General features: G+C 71.8%; 22 protein-coding genes. 14 read left to right on the forward strand and 8 right to left on the reverse strand.

Annotated features, from left to right (window positions below):
• Positions 1–44 precede the first annotated feature (44 nt).
• From M8C11_RS18670 to M8C11_RS18680, 3 genes are all read left to right on the forward strand, one after another.
• A complete protein-coding gene (locus M8C11_RS18670; protein WP_252451442.1) occupies positions 45–890 on the forward strand; it encodes a helix-turn-helix domain-containing protein in 846 nt (281 codons plus the stop codon).
• A gap of 158 nt (positions 891–1,048) precedes the next feature.
• A complete protein-coding gene (locus M8C11_RS18675; protein ID WP_308212754.1) occupies positions 1,049–1,951 on the forward strand; it encodes an alpha/beta hydrolase in 903 nt (300 codons plus the stop codon).
• A gap of 129 nt (positions 1,952–2,080) precedes the next feature.
• On the forward strand, positions 2,081–2,530 hold the full coding sequence (locus tag M8C11_RS18680; RefSeq protein WP_308212755.1) for a CPCC family cysteine-rich protein: 450 nt from the start codon (positions 2,081–2,083) through the stop codon (positions 2,528–2,530).
• Between the two features lie 52 nt (positions 2,531–2,582).
• Here the strand turns inward: M8C11_RS18680 and M8C11_RS18685 are convergent, their stop codons facing one another.
• Complete coding sequence (locus M8C11_RS18685; protein WP_252451451.1) at positions 2,583–3,359, reverse strand: hypothetical protein; 777 nt, start codon at positions 3,357–3,359, stop codon at positions 2,583–2,585.
• Between the two features lie 160 nt (positions 3,360–3,519).
• Here M8C11_RS18685 and M8C11_RS18690 point away from each other — a divergent pair, with 160 nt between their 5' ends.
• Entirely contained in the window at positions 3,520–4,131 is a 612-nt protein-coding gene (locus tag M8C11_RS18690) for a dihydrofolate reductase family protein (protein WP_252451454.1), read from the forward strand.
• Here the strand turns inward: M8C11_RS18690 and M8C11_RS18695 are convergent.
• Positions 4,110–4,631, reverse strand: a complete 522-nt coding sequence (locus M8C11_RS18695; RefSeq protein WP_252451457.1) for a GNAT family N-acetyltransferase — start codon at positions 4,629–4,631, stop codon at positions 4,110–4,112. The genes M8C11_RS18690 and M8C11_RS18695 overlap by 22 nt on opposite strands.
• Positions 4,632–4,640: 9 nt before the next feature.
• Positions 4,641–5,036 (reverse strand): VOC family protein, encoded by a 396-nt coding sequence (locus tag M8C11_RS18700; RefSeq protein WP_120572406.1) that lies wholly within the window; start codon positions 5,034–5,036, stop codon positions 4,641–4,643.
• An 88-nt stretch (positions 5,037–5,124) separates the two neighbouring features.
• Here M8C11_RS18700 and M8C11_RS18705 point away from each other — a divergent pair, with 88 nt between their 5' ends.
• The 4 genes from M8C11_RS18705 to M8C11_RS18720 all read left to right on the forward strand — a co-directional run bounded on the left by M8C11_RS18705 (position 5,125) and on the right by M8C11_RS18720 (position 8,678).
• Positions 5,125–6,018 (forward strand): LysR family transcriptional regulator, encoded by an 894-nt coding sequence (locus M8C11_RS18705; protein WP_252451460.1) that lies wholly within the window; start codon positions 5,125–5,127, stop codon positions 6,016–6,018.
• A gap of 31 nt (positions 6,019–6,049) precedes the next feature.
• Positions 6,050–6,616: an NUDIX hydrolase gene (locus tag M8C11_RS18710; RefSeq protein WP_252451462.1), complete on the forward strand. Its 567-nt coding sequence runs from the start codon at positions 6,050–6,052 to the stop codon at positions 6,614–6,616.
• 76 nt (positions 6,617–6,692) lie between these two features.
• Positions 6,693–7,745: a MerR family transcriptional regulator gene (locus M8C11_RS18715; RefSeq protein ID WP_252451471.1), complete on the forward strand. Its 1,053-nt coding sequence runs from the start codon at positions 6,693–6,695 to the stop codon at positions 7,743–7,745.
• A gap of 21 nt (positions 7,746–7,766) precedes the next feature.
• The gene (locus tag M8C11_RS18720; RefSeq protein ID WP_252451474.1) at positions 7,767–8,678 is read left to right on the forward strand and encodes an LLM class flavin-dependent oxidoreductase; all 912 of its coding nucleotides are present in this window, start codon (positions 7,767–7,769) and stop codon (positions 8,676–8,678) included.
• Here M8C11_RS18720 and M8C11_RS18725 read toward each other — a convergent pair.
• Both M8C11_RS18725 and M8C11_RS18730 read right to left on the reverse strand, forming a co-directional pair.
• A complete protein-coding gene (locus tag M8C11_RS18725) occupies positions 8,675–9,088 on the reverse strand; it encodes an ASCH domain-containing protein (protein WP_252451477.1) in 414 nt (137 codons plus the stop codon). The genes M8C11_RS18720 and M8C11_RS18725 overlap by 4 nt on opposite strands.
• Before the next feature lie 53 nt (positions 9,089–9,141).
• Positions 9,142–9,690: a phosphoribosyltransferase family protein gene (locus tag M8C11_RS18730; RefSeq protein ID WP_252451480.1), complete on the reverse strand. Its 549-nt coding sequence runs from the start codon at positions 9,688–9,690 to the stop codon at positions 9,142–9,144.
• A gap of 160 nt (positions 9,691–9,850) precedes the next feature.
• On the opposite strand from M8C11_RS18730, the gene M8C11_RS30580 reads away from it, so the two are divergent.
• The 4 genes from M8C11_RS30580 to M8C11_RS18750 all read left to right on the forward strand — a co-directional run bounded on the left by M8C11_RS30580 (position 9,851) and on the right by M8C11_RS18750 (position 14,106).
• A complete protein-coding gene (locus tag M8C11_RS30580; RefSeq protein ID WP_252451483.1) occupies positions 9,851–10,483 on the forward strand; it encodes a septal ring lytic transglycosylase RlpA family protein in 633 nt (210 codons plus the stop codon).
• Positions 10,484–10,551: 68 nt separating this feature from the next.
• Entirely contained in the window at positions 10,552–11,679 is a 1,128-nt protein-coding gene (locus tag M8C11_RS18740) for a PP2C family protein-serine/threonine phosphatase (protein WP_120572401.1), read from the forward strand.
• Between the two features lie 116 nt (positions 11,680–11,795).
• The gene (locus M8C11_RS18745) at positions 11,796–13,652 is read left to right on the forward strand and encodes an acyl-CoA dehydrogenase (protein ID WP_120572400.1); all 1,857 of its coding nucleotides are present in this window, start codon (positions 11,796–11,798) and stop codon (positions 13,650–13,652) included.
• Between the two features lie 184 nt (positions 13,653–13,836).
• Positions 13,837–14,106, forward strand: a complete 270-nt coding sequence (locus M8C11_RS18750) for a DUF6458 family protein (protein WP_013283345.1) — start codon at positions 13,837–13,839, stop codon at positions 14,104–14,106.
• A 9-nt stretch (positions 14,107–14,115) separates the two neighbouring features.
• On the opposite strand, the gene M8C11_RS18755 is transcribed toward M8C11_RS18750, so the two are convergent.
• Positions 14,116–14,982 carry an aldo/keto reductase family oxidoreductase gene (locus M8C11_RS18755; protein WP_252451486.1) on the reverse strand — a complete coding sequence of 289 codons (867 nt, stop codon included), beginning with the start codon at positions 14,980–14,982 and terminating at the stop codon, positions 14,116–14,118.
• 139 nt (positions 14,983–15,121) lie between these two features.
• On the opposite strand from M8C11_RS18755, the gene M8C11_RS18760 reads away from it, so the two are divergent.
• Positions 15,122–15,529, forward strand: a complete 408-nt coding sequence (locus tag M8C11_RS18760; RefSeq protein WP_252451489.1) for a helix-turn-helix domain-containing protein — start codon at positions 15,122–15,124, stop codon at positions 15,527–15,529.
• Positions 15,530–15,538: 9 nt separating this feature from the next.
• Here M8C11_RS18760 and M8C11_RS18765 read toward each other — a convergent pair whose 3' ends face one another.
• Positions 15,539–16,075 carry a histidine phosphatase family protein gene (locus M8C11_RS18765; protein WP_252451492.1) on the reverse strand — a complete coding sequence of 179 codons (537 nt, stop codon included), beginning with the start codon at positions 16,073–16,075 and terminating at the stop codon, positions 15,539–15,541.
• Between the two features lie 117 nt (positions 16,076–16,192).
• Between M8C11_RS18765 and M8C11_RS18770 the strand changes: the two genes are divergently transcribed.
• Positions 16,193–16,483 (forward strand): DUF6458 family protein, encoded by a 291-nt coding sequence (locus M8C11_RS18770; RefSeq protein ID WP_120572396.1) that lies wholly within the window; start codon positions 16,193–16,195, stop codon positions 16,481–16,483.
• Positions 16,484–16,592: 109 nt separating this feature from the next.
• Here the strand turns inward: M8C11_RS18770 and M8C11_RS18775 are convergent, their stop codons facing one another.
• Positions 16,593–17,270, reverse strand: a complete 678-nt coding sequence (locus M8C11_RS18775) for a hemolysin III family protein (RefSeq protein ID WP_120572395.1) — start codon at positions 17,268–17,270, stop codon at positions 16,593–16,595.
• Positions 17,271–17,276 lie beyond the last annotated feature (6 nt).

A 17,276-nucleotide genomic window follows, 5' to 3' on the forward strand; every position in this document is an offset into this window, starting at 1 on the left:
GGCGGATCTCCGGAGTCGGTTGAGGTGACACGTACCATCGTGGTGTGCGACCTACCGAGCCGGTGCGCTCCGGTTCGCCCGCCTGGGATATCGCGGTTCCGCAACGACCGGGCCGGTTGGCGGGGGTCACCATGGCGGGTTTCAGCGATCGGGCTGACGCCCCGGTAGAGGTCGAGGTCGTGCCGCACCCCGCGTTCATGGTGATCTTCGACCTCGGCGATCAGCCGCTCGTCGTCGACGACGGTGCTGGCCGGCAACAGCGAGGCTGCGTCACCGCCGGACTCGCGTCACCGCCTGGCGCGCAAGGACGAGGACAGGCCGGAAGCTTCGCGTGCCTTCAGGTGCGGCTGTCGCCTGTGATCGCGCACGCGGTCCTGGGTGCCGCATCGGAGCTGAGCGGGACCGTGACAGCCCTCGGCGACCTCTGGGGGCGCGACGCCGCGCGAATCCAGGAGCGACTGCGCGCCGCCCGATCCTGGGACGACCGGTTCGCGATGGCCGAGGTGGCGCTGGCCCGGCGACAGGACGTGGGCCGCGCGGTCGATGCGGAAGTCGCTCACTGCTGGAGGCGGATGGTGGCCGGCGGGGGACAGGTGCGGGTCGAGCGGTTGGCGGCCGAGGTCGGATGGAGCCGCAAACGGCTGTGGGCCCGATTCCGGTCCCAGATCGGACTCACCCCCAAGCGCGCCGCCCAACTCATCCGGTTCGATCGTGCGGCCCATCGCCTCGCCGCGGGTCACAGCGCCGCAGCGGCGGCGGCAGACAGCGGTTACGCCGACCAGTCGCACCTCCACCGAGACGTCATGACCTTCACCGGAGCGACGCCCACGACCGTGGCGAACGCACCGTTCCTCGCCGTCGACGACGTCGCCTGGCCCGCCCGGCCCTGACGCCGGAGGGTGGGGAGTCCGTCCTGACATTCGTTCAATCCACCGGCATGCACCGGCTGTGAGAGTGAGTCCACAGCGTCTGCATCCCGGAGGACACCATGAGAGGCAAGGCTCCACTGGGCACCCGGCTCCTGAGGGACACCCTGGACTGGGAGGCTCTGACCGACGATCAGGTGATCGCCGCGCGCGAGAAGGCCAACCGTGTGGCATCGTCTCGTGCCGCACGGATCATCACCGGCTTCCCGGACCGCCGCGCACGCATCGAGGCAGCCTCCATCGATCTTCCAGGTCGACGCCTGGGCCTGCGGGTACACCGACCGAATGACACCGGCCGGAAGCTGCCCCTGGTCGTCTCGTTCCACGGCGGAGGCTTCTTCGCGGGGACGGCTGCCCAGAACGACTGGCTCAACAGCCACCTCGCGGCCCGGTGCCCGGCGGTGGTCGTCTCGGTGGAGTACCGCCTCGCCCCGGAGCACCCGCTGCCCCAGCCGATCGACGACGGCTACGACACCGTCGTCCGGCTCGTCGAAGATGCCGCCCAGTGGGGCGTCGATCCCGCCGCCGTCGCGGTCATGGGCGAGAGCGCGGGTGGCACGATCGCCGGACTCATCGCCCTGCGCGCCCGCAAGGACGGCCCGCCGCTGCGCGCCCAGGCGCTGCTCTACCCGGGCACGGACTGGACGGAGAGCATGACCGAGTACCCCTCGATCACGGAGAACGCCGACAACCCCACGCTGTCGGTGTCCCGGCTGCGCGCGGCCCGCAAGGTGAGCCTGCCGCCCACGCTCGACCCGCGCAGCGTGTCACCCCTCATGTTCGACGACCTCAGCGGACTGCCGCCGACACTGGTGATCACCGCCGCACTGGATCCGCTGGCCGACCACGGAAGCCGCTACGTCGAGCGACTTCGCGAGGACGGCACCGACGCCCACCTGACCTGCTACCCGAGAGCCACCCACACCTTCCTGAGCACTCCCGGTCTGGTGCCGGCCGCCCGGCCGGCGCGCCGCGAGATGGTCGCCTTCCTGCGCAGCCGTCTTCATCCGGTGCCGCGAAGCTGAGACGGTAGGACAGACACGAAGGCCCTGGTCAGGAACCAGGGTCTTCGACGTCACTGCGGCCCGCTCCCCCAGACGGGTTGTCTCCGGTCTGACAGGATTCAAGGCGTGGCTGATCGAGCGTCGAGATACGTGCGTCGTGGGCCGGAGGGTGGGCCGTATGCGTGTCCGTGCTGCCAGTGCCTCACGCTCGACGAGCGTGGCATGCACGGGATCTGCCTGGTGTGTTTCTGGCAGGATGACGGGACAGACGACCTCAGCGCCGACGAGTTGAGTGGGCCGAACGGGCTGACCCTGACCGAGGCGCGGGAGAACTTCGAGCGATTCGGTGCCTGTGCCGAGCTGCGACCGGACTGGCCTGAGCAGTTCGAAGAAATGCGGAGCCGGCTCGCTGATGGGATGCCGGTCGATGCAGCCGTTGCTCTGATGCGCGAGCGCGGCCTGGGCTGGCTGGAGTCGAAGAAACTTCTGTGGCACCTGGTGGTGCCGGATGTTCGCGCGGTGAGGCTGCTGATCGAGGGCAGCGCTACTTGGGCTGATCGCCGTTCGAGAGCTGACCGGCGCGGGCGACAAGGGGCGTGACCGCAGTGAAGGCCCTGGCCAGGACGTGAGTCCCGCCAGGGCCTTCCGTACGTCACTCAGGCCACGGGCGCCTGGAGCGCCACCGCGAGAGCGGTTTGTCGTACCGCTCGGAGTCGGGAAGGCTGAACCGGCGGATGTCCTCGAGCAGCTCGGCCGACGCGTCGTACTCGCGCAGGACGGTGGGCGCGTGTCGGATCACCCACAGTTGCAGCGCGGGGGCCCACGCGTCGATGTCGTGCCAACTCGGCCACGGGAGCGCATCGCCCCGCAGGTCGTACATCCACTCGTCCATGGCCTGGACCAGGTGTCGCCGGGCCGGCTCGTGGGCCAGCGCCTCCGCCCAGTCGGCCAGCCACGGGGTGAGCTCTGTGGTGGCCTCGGCGAGGAACGACAGGGCCGCATGGGCGGGCACCTTCGCGTCGGGCTCGACCAGGACGTGCACCCACCACACGTTCAGGAACTTCCGCAGGGCAGCCTGTTGCTCTCTCGGCCACTCGTGCCAGGGGGAGACGGCGAAGAAGTTCGCCAGACTGTCCAGCCCGTCCATCGCCACTATTCGGCCGTCCACGAGGCGCTCAGTCACCTGGGGCAGGATCCGGCGCAGCAGCAGACCGGGGTAGTGCCAGTCCATGGTCCAGTACGTGCGACGAAACAGGTCATCGTCGAGCGGCACGTCCGGCGTCTTCAGCAGTGCCAGTTCCTCCGCGCTGCCCCAGTGGCACTCGCAGTTGGACTCCTGCTCGTGGGCCGTCATGCCCTGGAACGCGACGGCCACACCCGCCAGTGCCTCGTCCAGGAGGACGCTTGTCTCAGTCCGATTGGGGATCATGGCGAAATCCGCCTTCGAGGACTCCGGAAGGCGTACGCCTGCCGAAGAGAATGATCTTACGCTGGAGGCGACACGGGGCACAGGTAATTCCGGCGGCGATGAGTTGCGGGTCGTGGCCGGGTCTGCCGGTTGACGGAGCAGAAACCGGAGGAGCGGACCCATGGGCAAGCTGATCGTGACAGAGTTCCTGACCCTCGACGGCGTGGCGCAGGCTCCCGGCGAACCCGACGAGGACCGCGAGGGCGGCTTCGGCCACGGCGGCTGGCAGATGCCGCTGCTCGACGAGAAGTCCGGCGCGGTGATGTTCCAGCAGGCGAGCAGCATGGACGCGCTGCTGCTGGGCCGCAAGACGTACGACATCTTCGCCGGCTACTGGCCGACGGCACCAGCGGACATCCCCTTCACCGGGCTGCTCAACGGCGTGCCCAAGTACGTGGCCAGCCGAACTCTCACCGTACCGCTGGCCTGGGCGAACTCGTCGCTGGTGAAGGGTGACCTGGCCGAGCGCGTCACCGAGATGAAGGCCCGCCACGCCGAGGTCCACGTGATCGGCAGCCTGGACCTGGTGCAGTCACTGCTGCGCCTCGGCCTGGTCGACCGGCTCAACCTGTGGATGTACCCGGTGGTGCTCGGTACCGGGAAGCGGCTGTTCGGCGAGGGAACGGTGCCGAGCGCGCTGCGGCTCACCGAGTCGGTCACCCACGCCCACGGCACGCTGCAACTGACGTACGAGCCGGCCGGCGCGCCCGCCTACGGGGACGCGGCCGCGTAGGGTGCGCGGAGGTCGAGCGTGTGCCGCAGGCCGGGCTCCCCGTCCAGATCCACCGCGCAGCCGGGCACCGAGCCGTCCGGCACGAAACCGGCACGCCGGAGCACCGCCAGCGAGGCCGGGTTCGCCAGCGCCGCCGAGGCGACCAGCCGGCGTAGCCCGTACTCGGTGCGGGCCAGTTCGCAGACGCGCCGCACGCCTTCACTCGCGAGCCCGCGCCCGGCGGCGCGCTCGGCCACCCGGTAGCCCAGCTCGGCGCTGCCGCCTGCGACGTCGACCAGGTTGAACCGCCCGAGCACGGTGCCGTGGTCGCCGACCAGCACGTGGAAGTGGCAGGTGCCGCGTTCCTGCTCGTCCAGCAGGGCCGCGTGCCGGGCGGCGTACCCGGTGAAGAAGTCGTCGCCCCGGTCGGGTACGTACCGGGCGAAGTACGCCCGGTTCTCCCGCTCGAACCGCAGCACGGCGGGTGCGTGGTGGGCGGCGAGTCGTTCCAGCTCCGGCATCGAACCAGGTTAGGCGTCGGCCGGATAGCAGCGCAGTTCGATTGTGTTGCCGTCCGGGTCGCTGACGTAGATCGAGGTGGCGGTGCCGCGCGCGCCGAAGCGCGGGACCGGGCCGGTCAGCACGGTGAACACGCCGGAGTCGACCACCCGCTGCCAGTCGACCGGTTCGACCACGAGGCAGAAGTGGTCCACGTTGGACCCGGACGGGTCGCCCTTGATCAGGTCGATGATGGTGCCGGCGTCGACGCGTACGGAGGGGAAGGGCACCTCGCCGGCCCGCCACCTGTCGACCCGCACCGGGGCCAGGCCGAGCGTGCCGCAGTAGAAGTCGAGTGAGCGTTCGACGTCGCTCACCGCGAGGACGAGGTGGTCGAAACCGGTCACCGTCACGAGATCGTTGTGCATGCCGTCAACCCTGGTCGGGCACGCCACCGGGACCAAGCCCGATCCGGACTACGATCGTTGACCCGCAGGCAACGACGGAGGTGGTCCGGTGCTGGAGCGGTACGAGATCGAGACGTTCCTGACCCTGGCCGAGGAACTGCACTTCGGGCGGACCGCCGAGCGGCTGCGGGTGAGCACCGGCCGGGTCAGCCACGTGGTGCGCAAGCTGGAACGCCGTATCGGCGCGCCGTTGTTCGAGCGCACCAGCCGGGTCGTCCGGCTCACCCCGATCGGTGCCCGCCTGGCCGAGGAGATGCGCCCGCTGGTGGCCGGCATCGAGGCGGCGGTGCAGCGGGCCGTGGACGCCGGGCGCGGGCTCACCGGCGAGCTGCGGGTGGCGTACGTCGGTGAGTCGACAGCCCCGGTGCTGCTGCGCGCGGTGGCCCGGTTCACCGAGCGTCACCCGGACTGCGAGGTGCACGTGCACGAGGCGCCGCTGGCCAGCACCCGGTCGAGCCTGCTGGACGGCACGATCGACGTGCTGATCGCCTCGTACCCCTTCGACGGCATGGCGAACGGCCCGGTGCTGATGCGCGAGCGCCGGGTGCTCGCGGTGGCCGCGGGCCACCCGCTCGCGGCCGAGGAGTCGGTGTCGCTGGAGGTGCTGGGCGACCATCCGGTGGTGCAGTACCCGGCGGTGACCTCGACCGCGTTCAAGCAGGACCGCACGCCGGACCGCACCCCGGCGGGCCGCCCGGTGCCGAAGGGCCCGGTGGGCGGCAGCTTCTCCGAGATGCTGGCGCTCGTCGCGCTGGGGCGCGGCGTGCTGCCGGTGGGCGAGCAGACCCGCCAGTTCTACGCCCGCCCCGACGTGGCCTACGTGCCGATCCACGACGCGCCGCCGATCTGTCGCGGTCCGGTGTGGCCGGCCGGGAACACCACGTCCCGGGTACGCGAGTTCGTCCGCGCGGCTGCCGACGCCAACCCGCTGCCGGAGGACTGATCCGTCGTACCCGGATGGCAGCATCGGCGGGATGCGGGACGAGATCCGGGCACTGGTCGAGGAGCTACCACCGGGGGACGATCTGGAGGCGCGGCACCGGGAGGCCGCACTGGCCTGGCTGGCCGGCACGGAGGACATCTTCCGCCGGGCCAAGCCGCGTACGCCGTCGCCGCACCTGGTCGCGTACTTCCTGCTCCGCGACGCCGCCGACGGCGCGGTGCTGCTGGTCGACCACCGCCTCGCGGGCATGTGGCTGCCCAGCGGCGGGCACGTCGAGCCCGGCGAGCACCCGGCCGACACGGTGCGCCGCGAGCTGCGGGAGGAACTGGGCGTGGCGGCGGTCTTCGCGCCGCCGTTCGGTGAGCGCCCGGCGTTCCTCACCGTCACCGAGACGGTCGGCCCGCCCGAGCAGCGGCACACCGACGTCAGCCTCTGGTACGTGCTGTCCGCCCACCGCGGCCAGCGGTTCACGCCCGATCCGGTGGAGTTCGCCGGCATCCGCTGGTGGACGACGGCCGAGGTGGCCGGGGCGCCGGCCGGCACGATCGAGCCGCATCTGGGCCGGATGCTGACCAAACTGGCGGCAGCGACGCCTTGACCCGTCCCCTGCGGCAAGGCCCAGCGTGGTCAGTGCCGGTCGCGGTGACCGGCACGAGGAGCGCGAGGGAGGCACGGTGCGACTGCTGACCATCGGCGCGTTCGCCCGCGCGACCGGCCTGACCGCCAAGGCGTTGCGCATCTACGACGACTGCGGGCTGCTGCCCCCTGCTGCTGTGGACCCGCACTCGGGCTACCGCTACTACGCGCCGGAGCAGGCGGACCGGGCGCGGCTGATTGCCGGGCTGCGCCGGGCCGGGATGCCGCTGGCGGAGATCCGTACCGTCTGCGGCCTGCCGCCCGTTGCCGCCGCCGAGGCGCTCGACGCCTGGTGGCGGCGGGTCAGCGCGGACACCGCGGCGCGCGGCCGGGCCGTCGCGCTCCTCGTCGACAGGCTCAGCGAGAGGGGCACCACCATGTCCGAGACGACCTTCCGGTACGCGGCGCGCTGCGAGACCGGCACGGTCCGCGATTCCAACGAGGACACCGCGTACGCGAGTGCCACGCTGCTCGCGGTCGCCGACGGCGTACGCGGCCCGGCCGGGTCCACCGCCAGTGCGGAGGCGGTGGACGCGCTGCGGCCGTTGGAGCAGGCGGACACGCCGCAGGCCGATCTGCTCGCCGCGCTGGCCGACGCGGTGACCCGGGCCGACCGGGCGGTACGCGGGCACGCCACCGACGCCGACCAGCCCGCCACCACGCTCACCGCGCTCGTACGGCGCGGCACCCGGCTCGCGCTGGTGCACGTCGGGGACAGCCGGGCGTACCTGCTGCGCGGCGGTGAGCTGTCCCGGCTCACCCAGGACCACACGTACGTGCAGACGCTCGTCGACCAGGGGCGGCTCACGCCGGCCGAGGCAGGGGCGCATCCGCAGCGGGCGCTGCTGGCCCGGGCGCTCGGCGCGGGCGCGGAGGTGGAGGCGGATCTGGCGCTGCGGACCGCGCTGCCCGGCGACCGCTACCTGCTCTGCTCCGACGGCCTCTCCGCAGTGGTGGACCCGGGCGCGCTGCACGCCGCGCTGGCGGAGGCGGACGACCCGGAGGCCGCCGTCGAGCGCCTGGTCGAGCTGGCGTACGCGGCGGGCGCGCCGGACAACATCGCCTGCGTGGTCGCCGACCTGGCGGCGTGATCCCCCGCGACCCGGGCCGGCATGTCCGGCCCGGGTCGTACCCTGGCGATCATGCGAATCGGCATCGTGATCCTGCCCGACCAGCGCTGGTCGGAAGCCCGCCGGCGGTGGGCCCAGGTGGACGAGTGGGGCTTCGACCACGCCTGGACCTACGACCACCTGGGCTGGCGTGACCTGGTCGACGGCCCGTGGTTCGACTCGTGGACGACGCTCACCGCGGCGGCCGGCGTGACGTCCCGGGTGAAGCTGGGGACGCTCGTGGCCTCGCCGAACTTCCGGCACCCGGCGGCGTTCGCCCGGCAGGTGACGGCGCTCGACGACGTGTCCGGCGGCCGGGTGCTGCTCGGCCTCGGTGCGGGCGGCATCGGCTTCGACTCGGCCGTGCTCGGCGGCGAGACGCTGCCGCCGCGGCAGCGCGTGGACCGGTTCGCCGAGTTCACCGAGCTGCTCGACGCGATCCTGCGGGAGGACGGCACGACCTGGCGCGGGGAGTGGTTCACCGCTGTGGACGCGCGCAACAACCCCGGGTGCGTCCAGCAGCCCCGGGTGCCGTTCGTGCTGGCCGCGAACGGTCCCCGCTCGATGCGGCTGGTCGCCCGGTTCGGGCAGGGCTGGGTCACCACCGGGCTCGGCGGCGACGACGTCGAGACCTGGTGGGGCACGGTGGCGGAGCTGTCCGAGCGGATGGACCGCACGCTGGAGCAGGCCGGCCGCGACCCGGCGACGCTGGACCGCTACCTGTCGCTCGACTCGGCACCGGTGTTCTCGCTGACCAGCGCCGGCTTCCTCGCCGAGCAGGTGGCCCGGGCGGCCCGGCTGGGCTTCACCGACGTGGTGACGCACTGGCCCCGGGCCAGCAGCTGGTACGCCGGCGACGAGGCGGTGCTGGTGGAGGCGGCGGCGCTGCTGCCGGAGCTGCGCCGGGCCGGCTAGGTGCCGACGCTGCCCTCGGTGGAGACCAGCCGGAACCGGAGGCAGACGATCCGGGTGTCGTCGGTGACCGGGGTGCCCTGCCGGGCCCAGTAGGCGCCGTGGCCCTCGCGCCACTCCTCGATCGACCGGTCGCCCTCGCCCTCGGCGCGGGCGAAGTCCCACGGCACGTCGGCGAAGCGCACCACCTCGACGCCGGTGACCTCCACGACGCCGACGAACGCGTCGTTGTCGTCGACCAGGGCCAGTCGCTCGCCGACGTACTCCAGTTCCTCGTTCTCGTCGTCGTACTCCTGGACCAGCCCGGCGGTGGCGGTCTTCACGCCGGAGAGCACGAGGGTGTTGAGCCGGGTGCGCAGCTCGCCGGGCGTGCCGAGGGCGAGTGCGCGCAATCCACCGATGCGGGGCCACATGCTGCCGACGCTACGGCACCGTACCGCCGTCGTTCATCCGGTTTGCCGGCGTCTCACGGCAACTCGTCGCCGGTGACCAGGGCGCGCAGACCCAGCCGCTCGCCGACCTCGGGCGGGCAGGTCGCGACCAGTGCGGCGGCACCGATCAGGTCGGCCCCGGCGTCCCGGACGACCCGGCCCAGCGCGTCCAGTTGCGCGCCGGTGTCGACCCAGTCGTCGACCAGCAGCACCCGGTCGCCGAGGCCCAGCCGCCGGCCGTCCACGCCGACCCGCAGCTGCCGTCCCCGGTAGTCAGGGGGTGTCTGCGCCCAGCGCGTCGGTCCGACCCGGCGCCGCTCGCCGCCGTCCTTGTACGCGGGCAGGAAACCGGCTCCGGCGGCGACCGCGACCAGCGGGCCGAGCAGCAGCCCGGTCACCTCGGGGGCGATCACGACGGTCGGGCGGTCCTCGGGGAACAGCCCGGCCAGTGCCGGACCGACCTGGGCGAGCACGTCGGGGTCGCGCCACCAGCCGGAGATGTCGCTGACCAGGTGGGTGCTGCCCGGGCCGGGGTCGATCCATCCGAACAGCTCGACCAGGCGACGACTCAGCACGGTTTCCATCCTGGCGGATCGGTGGGCCGTTCGGCCGATCGACGGTGGCGTGATCGGCTACACGTACCAGGGTAAATGCGGCCATAGCACCATGATCACGTTGACTTCGGAAGTGCTTCTCTCGTTACGGTCCGGGCCGGTTTGTTCAGTTGACGAAAGGACCGGGCCGGTGGCTGCTAGGCACCTTCGTACCCGCAAGTTCTCCTCGCCCGCCGCCATCGCCGCGACCGCGGCGGTCGGTGTGGCGCTCGCGGTCGGCGGTACCGTCGGCGCCGTGCGGCTCACCTCCGCCGAGCCGCCCGCCGCACCGGTCGCGGTCGAGACGCTGCCCAGCACGCCCGCCCCCACGTCGGCCGCCCCCTCGCCGAGCGCGTCGGCCTCGCCGAGCGCGAGCCTCAGCCCGTCGCCGAAGGCCACTCCGAGCCCGAAGGCGAGCCGCACCCAGGCGGCTTCCCGGAGCAAGGCGCGGACCGCCTCCCCGTCCCCGACGGCGAAGAAGACGAGCAGCCCGAAGGTCGTGGACAGCGGCTCCTGCGGCGCCTCCTTCTACGCCGAGGGCCAGATGACGGCGAACGGCGAGACGTTCAACCCGAACGCGCTCACCGCGGCGCACAAGACGCTGCCGTTCAACACCAAGGTCCGGGTCACCAACCCGGCCAACGGCAAGTCGGTGGTGGTGCGGATCAACGACCGCGGCCCGTTCATCGAGGGCCGGTGCCTGGACCTGTCCCGCGCCGCGTTCGCGACCATCGCCGCCACCGGCCTCGGCCACGTGAACGTCCGGTACGAGGTGCTCGGCTGACCGGCCACTCGGGCAGAACTTCCACGACCGACGGGCCAGGTTCATTCTCCCGTTCACGTCCATCAGGCATGCTGTCCGATGTACGCACGCAACCCTTCCAGCCGGGCCGAGGCCCGCTGAGTCCCGGATCCCGCGCCGGCCTCGGCGCGGCCCTCGCGCTGCTCGCGATCGTGGTCGCCGTGGAGCTGGCGGACGGCCGTCCGGCGCACTACCTCGCGCTGATGGTCGTCGCGCCGTTCCTCGCGGCGGCGCTGGCGTCCTGGCGGGTGGTGCTCGTGGTCGGCGGCCTGGCCACCGCCATCGGTGTCGGCTTCGCCGTCGCCGAACGGGGTAGCCCGCTGGTGACCGTCGTCAACGTGACGGCTGTCGGGGCGGCCACCGCGATCGCGGCCGCCACGGCGGCGATACGCCAGCGCCAGGCGGACCGGATCGCGGAGCTGTCCCGGCTCGCCTCGGTCGCCCAGCAGGCGGTGCTGCGGCCGCTCGGCCCGCAGGTCGGCACGCTCGCGGTGGCCGCCCGGTACATCTCGTCCACCGCCACGGCGGAGATCGGCGGCGACCTGTACGAGGTGATGGACACCCCGTACGGCGTGCGCATGATCATCGGCGACGTACGGGGCAAGGGGCTGGACGCGGTCCGCCTGGCCAGCATCGTGCTCGGCTCCTACCGGCACGTCGCGTACGAGCGGGCCGACCTGCGCGCGGTGGTGACCGACCTGGACCGCGCGGTGGCCCGCAACGTCGGCGACGAGGACTTCGTCACCGCGGCCCTGGTCGAGGAGCGCGGCGGCACGCTCACCATCGTCAACTGCGGGCACCCGCCGCCGCTGCTGCTGCGCCGGGGCGCGGTGATCCCGCTGGAGCCGCCCGCGCCCGCGCCGCCGCTCGGCTTCATGCCAGTGGTCCGCCCTCGGGTGGAGCGGCTGGAACCGGGTGACCGGCTGCTGCTGTTCACCGACGGGCTGGGCGAGGCGCGCCGGGACGGCGAGTTCTTCCCCACCGCCGACCGCGCCTGGCGGCTGCTCGGCCACGGCACCGTCGCGGACGGGCTGGCCTCGCTGGAGACCGCCCTGGTCGAGTGGGTGCACGGCCGGCTCGACGACGACATCGCGCTGGTCCTGATGGAGTACGTCGGCCCGCGCAGCACCACCGCATCCCCGGTCCCGAGCTGGGAGGTCGGGGCCGCCGACGGATGAACGGGAAGTGTGTAATCGCTGTCACTTCCGAGATCCGCTTGTCGTTGCCTACCGGCGAGTAATACAGTCTGGAGTTACTGATCGGTAACACCTGTCCGGAAGCGGGGCCAGCGAGCATGACCCACTACAAGAGCAATGTGCGGGACCTCGAGTTCAACCTGTTCGAGGTATTCGGGGCGGACCGGACGCTCGGCCAGGCGCCGTTCACGGACCTGGACGTCGACACCGCCCGCAGCTTCCTCGGCGAGGTCGACCGCCTCGCCCGCGAGGATCTGGCCGCCAGCTACTCGGACAGCGACCGTAATCCGCCGGTCTTCGACCCGGCGACGTTCACCGCGCCGCTGCCGGAGTCGTTCAAGAAGTCGTACAAGGCGTTCATGGACTCCGAGTTCTGGCGCCTGGACCTGCCGGAGTCCCTGGGCGGCACCAACGCCCCGCGCGCCCTCTGGTGGTCGCTCGCCGAGCTGGTGCTCGGCGCCAACGCTCCGATCTGGATGTACGCCTCCGGCCCGTCCTTCGCCCACGTGCTGCACGTCGAGGGCACCGAGGAGCAGAAGAAGTGGGCCCGGCTGTTCATCGACAAGCAGTGGGGCTCGACCATGGTCCTCACCGAGCCGGACGCCGGCTCGGACGTGGGCGCCGGCCGTACCCGCGCGATCCAGCAGCCGGACGGCTCGTGGCACATCGAGGGCGTGAAGCGCTTCATCACCTCCGGTGAGCACGACCTGAGCGACAACATCGTCCACTACGTGCTGGCCCGTCCGGTCGGCGTCGAGGGCGTCGGCGGCCCGGGCACCAAGGGCCTGTCGCTGTTCGTCGTGCCGAAGTACCACTTCGACGCCGAGACCGGCGAGCTGGGCGAGCGCAACGGCGTCTACGCGACGAACGTCGAGCACAAGATGGGCCTGAAGGTCTCGAACACCTGCGAGGTGACCTTCGGCGAGCACGGCGTACCGGCCAAGGGCTGGCTGCTGGGCGAGAAGCACGACGGCATCCGCCAGATGTTCATGATCATCGAGTACGCCCGGATGCTCGTCGGCACCAAGGCGATCGCCACGCTCTCCACCGGCTACCTGAACGCGCTGGAGTACGCCAAGAACCGGGTGCAGGGCGCGGACCTGACCCAGATGGCCGACAAGACCGCCCCGCGGGTGACCATCACCAACCACCCGGACGTGCGCCGCTCGCTGCTGCTGCAGAAGTCGTACGCCGAGGGCCTGCGCGCGCTGGTCTGCTACACCGCGACCTGGCAGGACAAGGTCACGATCGCCGAGGCGGCCGGTGACGAGAAGGCCACCAAGCTGGCGAAGCGGGTCAACGACCTGCTCCTGCCGCTGGTCAAGGGCGTCGGCTCGGAGCGGGCGTACGAGCTGCTCGGTCACGAGGCGCTCCAGACCTACGGCGGTTCCGGCTTCCTCCAGGACTACCCGCTGGAGCAGTACGTCCGGGACGCCAAGATCGACACCCTGTACGAGGGCACCACCGCGATCCAGAGCCTCGACCTGATCTTCCGGAAGATCGTCCGGGACAACGGCAAGGCCCTGATGGCGGTCGCCGCCGAGATCCAGGAGCACATCGCCTCCGAGGCCGGCAACGGCCAGCTCAAGGAGGAGCGTCAGGCGCTCGGCAAGGCGCTCGCCGAGATCCAGAACATCCTCGGCGTGATGACCGGCTGGCTGGGCGAGGCCCAGGGCGGCGACACCCGCGCGCTCTACAAGGTGGGCCTGAGCAGCCGCCGGTTCCTGCTGGCGATCGGCGACCTGGTGGTCGGCTGGCTGCTGCAGAAGCAGGCGGACGTGGCGCTGAAGGCGCTGGCCGGCGAGGTCTCGGCGGCCGACAAGTCCTTCTACACCGGCAAGGTCGCCGCGGCCCGGTTCTTCGCCCGCGAGGTGCTGCCCCGCATCGGCGCCGACCGCCGGATCATCGAGGGCACCGACCTGGAGATCATGGACCTCCCGGAGGAGGTTTTCTGAGCCCTTCCGGGGGCTTTCACCCCTGAAACGTCACTCTCCCCCTCATGACGACGGCCGGCGGGCAGCAGCCCGCCGGCCGTCGTCGTGCGTGTGCCCGGGTGGATAGGCGGCCCGGTGGCGGGTAACCGTCGCGGACCACGACCGGAGTACGCCCAAGGCCATCGCACGGGGGAGTGCAGCGCACATGGGCATTGGTAGCGCCATCTTTCTCATCGCGCTCGGCGCGATCATGACCTTCGCCATCCGGGCCAACGTCTGGTGGATCGACCTGCGCGCGGTCGGCTGGGTGTTCATCCTGGCCGGGCTGGGCGTCCTGCTGACCACGCTGTGGTTCTGGCAGGACCGCCGCAAGCGGGCCCGCACGCTCATCGTGGAGGAGAACCGGCTCTCGCATCCGACCGCGATGATGCCGCCGCCGCCCGACCCGCCGCCGCCGACAGCCCCGCCGTCCTGACGCCGCGTCTCAACGGCCGATCCGGTCCAGCTCGGCGAGGTCGTCGCCGGAGAGGGCCAGCCCGGCTCCGGCGACGTTCTCGCGCAGGTGCGCGACGGACTTGGTGCCGGGGATCAGCAGGATGTTCGGCGAGCGCCGCAGCAGCCAGGCCAGGGCGACGCCCATCGGCGTCGCCCCCAGGCGTTCGGCCACCGCCGACAACGCCGAGGACTGCAACGGGGTGAACCCGCCGAGCGGGAAGAACGGCACGTAGGCGACGCCCTGCCGGGCCAGCTCGTCGATCAGGTCGTCGTCCTGGCGGTGGGCCAGGTTGTACAGGTTCTGCACGCAGACGATCGGCGCGATCGACCGCGCCTCGGCCACCTGTTCCGGCGTCACGTTGCTCAGGCCCAGGTGGCGGATCAGACCCTCCTGCTGGAGCGTGGCGAGCGTGTCCAGCGCCTCGGCGAGCGATCCGGGCTGCGGGCCCGTGGCGTCGCCCAGCCGCAGGTTCACCAGGCCGAGCGCGTCCACGCCGAGCGTCTCCAGGTTCTCCCGGACCTGCCGGCGCAGGCTCTCCGGATCCCGTGCGGTGGGCCAGCCGCCCTGCTCGTCCCGGTCCGCGCCGACCTTGGTGACGACGTGCAGCGAATCCGGGTACGGGTGCAGCGCCTCCCGGATCAGCCGGTTGGTGACGAACGGCCCGTACGCCGCACTGGTGTCGATGTGGGTGATGCCGAGCGCGACCGCCTCGCGCAGCACCGCCAGGGCGCCGTCGTGGTCGGCGGGCGGTCCCATGACCCAGGGGCCGGCGAGCTGCATCGCGCCGTAGCCGAACCGGGTGACGGTCAGGTCGCCCAGCGTCCAGTTGCCGCCGGGAAGGGTGGTGCGGGCCATGCGTGTACCTCTTGGCTCTCGTCGTCCGTCACGGGCGCCGCCGGATCACAGCGCCCGGCCTCCACTATCGGCGTGTAACTTTCCGGGGGGAAGTAGGCACCTCAAAGTGCGTAGCTCACCGGCGTGGCAGGAGCAGAGCATGAGCAAGGCCGAGTACGACGCGTTCCTGGCGCAGTGCCCCAGCCGGCAACTGCTCGACCGGATCACCGACAAGTGGGTCACGTTGGTGCTGGCCGCGTTGCGCAGCGACGGCTCGCACCGGTTCGGAGCGGACTGCGCCGGCGAGCCGCGACCGAGGCGATACTCCGAGCTGTTCCGCACGCTGCCCGGGGTCAGCCAGAAGATGCTCACCCAGACGCTGCGCGCCCTGGAGCGCGACGGAATGATCACCCGCACCGTGGAGCCGACGGTGCCGGTGACTGTCACCTACGAGCTGACCGACCTCGGGTTCTCCCTGCACGAGATGATCCGGGGCCTGAAGACCTGGGCCGAGACGCACATGGACGACGTGCTCGCCAACCGGGCGACCTACGACAGCCGGGCCTGAGCGGTCCGCTCAGGCGCGGGCGGTGTGGCGGCCGGTGATCGGCGCGTTTCCCGGCGCGAGGTCGGCCCAGCGGGTCGTCGGCCGGTGCACCACCAGATCGGTGGTCCGTAGCCCGTCCGGGTCGGCCCGCTGCGGATCGAGCAACGCCGACAGCAGAGAGATCCCCGGGTTGTGCGCGACGAGCAGCACCGTCCCGGCGGTCGGCTCGACCGTCCACAGCAGCTCCAGCAGCTGATCCGGAAGCGCGTCGTACGCGGTCGGCTCGTATCGCACCGCGGGAGCCGAGCCCGCCGGGCCGCCCTCCGGCGGGGAACCGCTCATGCCCATCGCCACGTCGTGCCAGGTCTGCCGGGTGCGCCGGGCGGGCGAGCAGAGGACCACGTCGGGGAGCAGCGCGTGCCGGGCCAGCCAGGCGCCCGCGGTGGCGGCGTCGGCGTGCCCCCGCGCGGTGAGCGACCGTTCCGCGTCCGGGAGGTCACCGGACTGCTCGGCCTTGGCGTGCCGCAGCAGCACCAGCGTCCGCTGCCCGTTCCTGCCGTCCGTCATACCGCCCAGCTTGCCTGATTGACGATCAAAGCGCCTGGGTATGTCGATGTGTGCCGCTACCTCATCCATGGCCGCGGCGGGCAGGAAACGCCAGCAGGACGCCAAGGAGGCGACGTCATGGGCATCGGTGCCAGCATCTTCCTCATCGCGCTCGGCGCGATCTTCGCGTTCGCCATCGACGCCAATCTGGGATGGCTGAACCTCAACGTGGTGGGCTGGGTGCTCATGCTCGCCGGCGTCGCCGGCCTGCTCACCACGCTGTACTTCTGGAACAGCCGCCGCCGGGTCGTGGCCGCCCCGGTACGCGAGCAGGTTGTCGCCGAGCCGGTGGTGCCGGTGCGTGACGACCGCGTCGTGCGCGAGGAGTACCGCGAGGTGCGCCGCCCGGGCTCGGGCTACCCGGCCTGACCCCTGAGAACCCGAGGGCCCCGCAACGGCGCGGGGCCCTCGCGCATGTCCGGAGTCCGGCGCGGCCCGGTCCGGCCCGAGGTGCGGTGCCGGCGCGGCGCGGTCCGGCTCAGGCGAACAACGCGAAGTAGATCGCGATGTGGTGGCAGATCGCGGCGACGAGCGTGCAGGCGTGGAAGAACTCGTGGTGCCCGAAGACGGTGGGCCACGGGTTCGGCCGGCGCAGCGCGTAGAACACCGCGCCCACGCTGTAGATCGCGCCGCCCACGGCCAGCAGCACCAGCGCGGTGACGCCACCGGCGTGCAGGATCTGCGGCAGCATGGCCACCGCCACCCAGCCGAGCGCCAGGTAGAGCGGGGCGGAGACCCAGCGCGGCGCGTGCGGCCAGATCAGCTTCACCGCCACGCCCGCGATCGCGCCGCCCCAGACCAGGCTCAGCATGATCGTGGCCTGCCGGTTGTCCAGCAGCAGCGCGCAGAACGGTGTGTAGGTGCCGGCGATGAACACGAAGATCATCGAGTGGTCCATCCGGCGCATGATCTGGTAGCCGCGTTCGGACCAGACCCGCCGGTGGTAGAGCGCGCTGGTGCCGAACAGCCCGCACACGGTGAAGCTGTAGATCAGGCAGCTCACCAGTGGCGCCCAGCCGGGGCGGCCGGCGGCGATCGAACACAGCACGATGCCGCAGACGAGAGCGGCGAAGAACGCGTACGCGTGCAGCCAGCCGCGCATGCGCGGCTTCCCGATGTCGGCCGGCCGGAGCCGGAACGGTGCGGAGGTCGTCACCTCAAT

It is taken from the genome of Micromonospora sp. CPM1 (assembly GCF_023896895.1).
In the GTDB taxonomy this organism is placed as follows: Bacteria; Actinomycetota; Actinomycetes; order Mycobacteriales; family Micromonosporaceae; genus Micromonospora; species Micromonospora tulbaghiae.

Bases quoted from the DNA above. Each gene is read 5' to 3' on its own strand.
- M8C11_RS18695 (WP_252451457.1), bottom strand. From the start codon at position 4,631: ATGCCGGAGCTGGAACGACTCGCCGCCCACCACGCACCCGCCGTGCTG.
- M8C11_RS18700 (WP_120572406.1), bottom strand. From the start codon at position 5,036: ATGCACAACGATCTCGTGACGGTGACCGGTTTCGACCACCTCGTCCTC.
- M8C11_RS18745 (WP_120572400.1), top strand. From the start codon at position 11,796: ATGACCCACTACAAGAGCAATGTGCGGGACCTCGAGTTCAACCTGTTC.
- M8C11_RS18710 (WP_252451462.1), top strand. From the start codon at position 6,050: ATGCGGGACGAGATCCGGGCACTGGTCGAGGAGCTACCACCGGGGGAC.
- M8C11_RS18755 (WP_252451486.1), bottom strand. From the start codon at position 14,982: ATGGCCCGCACCACCCTTCCCGGCGGCAACTGGACGCTGGGCGACCTG.
- M8C11_RS18685 (WP_252451451.1), bottom strand. From the start codon at position 3,359: ATGATCCCCAATCGGACTGAGACAAGCGTCCTCCTGGACGAGGCACTG.
- M8C11_RS18760 (WP_252451489.1), top strand. From the start codon at position 15,122: ATGAGCAAGGCCGAGTACGACGCGTTCCTGGCGCAGTGCCCCAGCCGG.
- M8C11_RS18750 (WP_013283345.1), top strand. From the start codon at position 13,837: ATGGGCATTGGTAGCGCCATCTTTCTCATCGCGCTCGGCGCGATCATG.
- M8C11_RS18690 (WP_252451454.1), top strand. From the start codon at position 3,520: ATGGGCAAGCTGATCGTGACAGAGTTCCTGACCCTCGACGGCGTGGCG.
- M8C11_RS18770 (WP_120572396.1), top strand. From the start codon at position 16,193: ATGGGCATCGGTGCCAGCATCTTCCTCATCGCGCTCGGCGCGATCTTC.
- M8C11_RS18740 (WP_120572401.1), top strand. From the start codon at position 10,552: ATGCTGTCCGATGTACGCACGCAACCCTTCCAGCCGGGCCGAGGCCCG.
- M8C11_RS18765 (WP_252451492.1), bottom strand. From the start codon at position 16,075: ATGACGGACGGCAGGAACGGGCAGCGGACGCTGGTGCTGCTGCGGCAC.
- M8C11_RS18720 (WP_252451474.1), top strand. From the start codon at position 7,767: ATGTCCGGCCCGGGTCGTACCCTGGCGATCATGCGAATCGGCATCGTG.
- M8C11_RS18725 (WP_252451477.1), bottom strand. From the start codon at position 9,088: ATGTGGCCCCGCATCGGTGGATTGCGCGCACTCGCCCTCGGCACGCCC.
- M8C11_RS18730 (WP_252451480.1), bottom strand. From the start codon at position 9,690: ATGGAAACCGTGCTGAGTCGTCGCCTGGTCGAGCTGTTCGGATGGATC.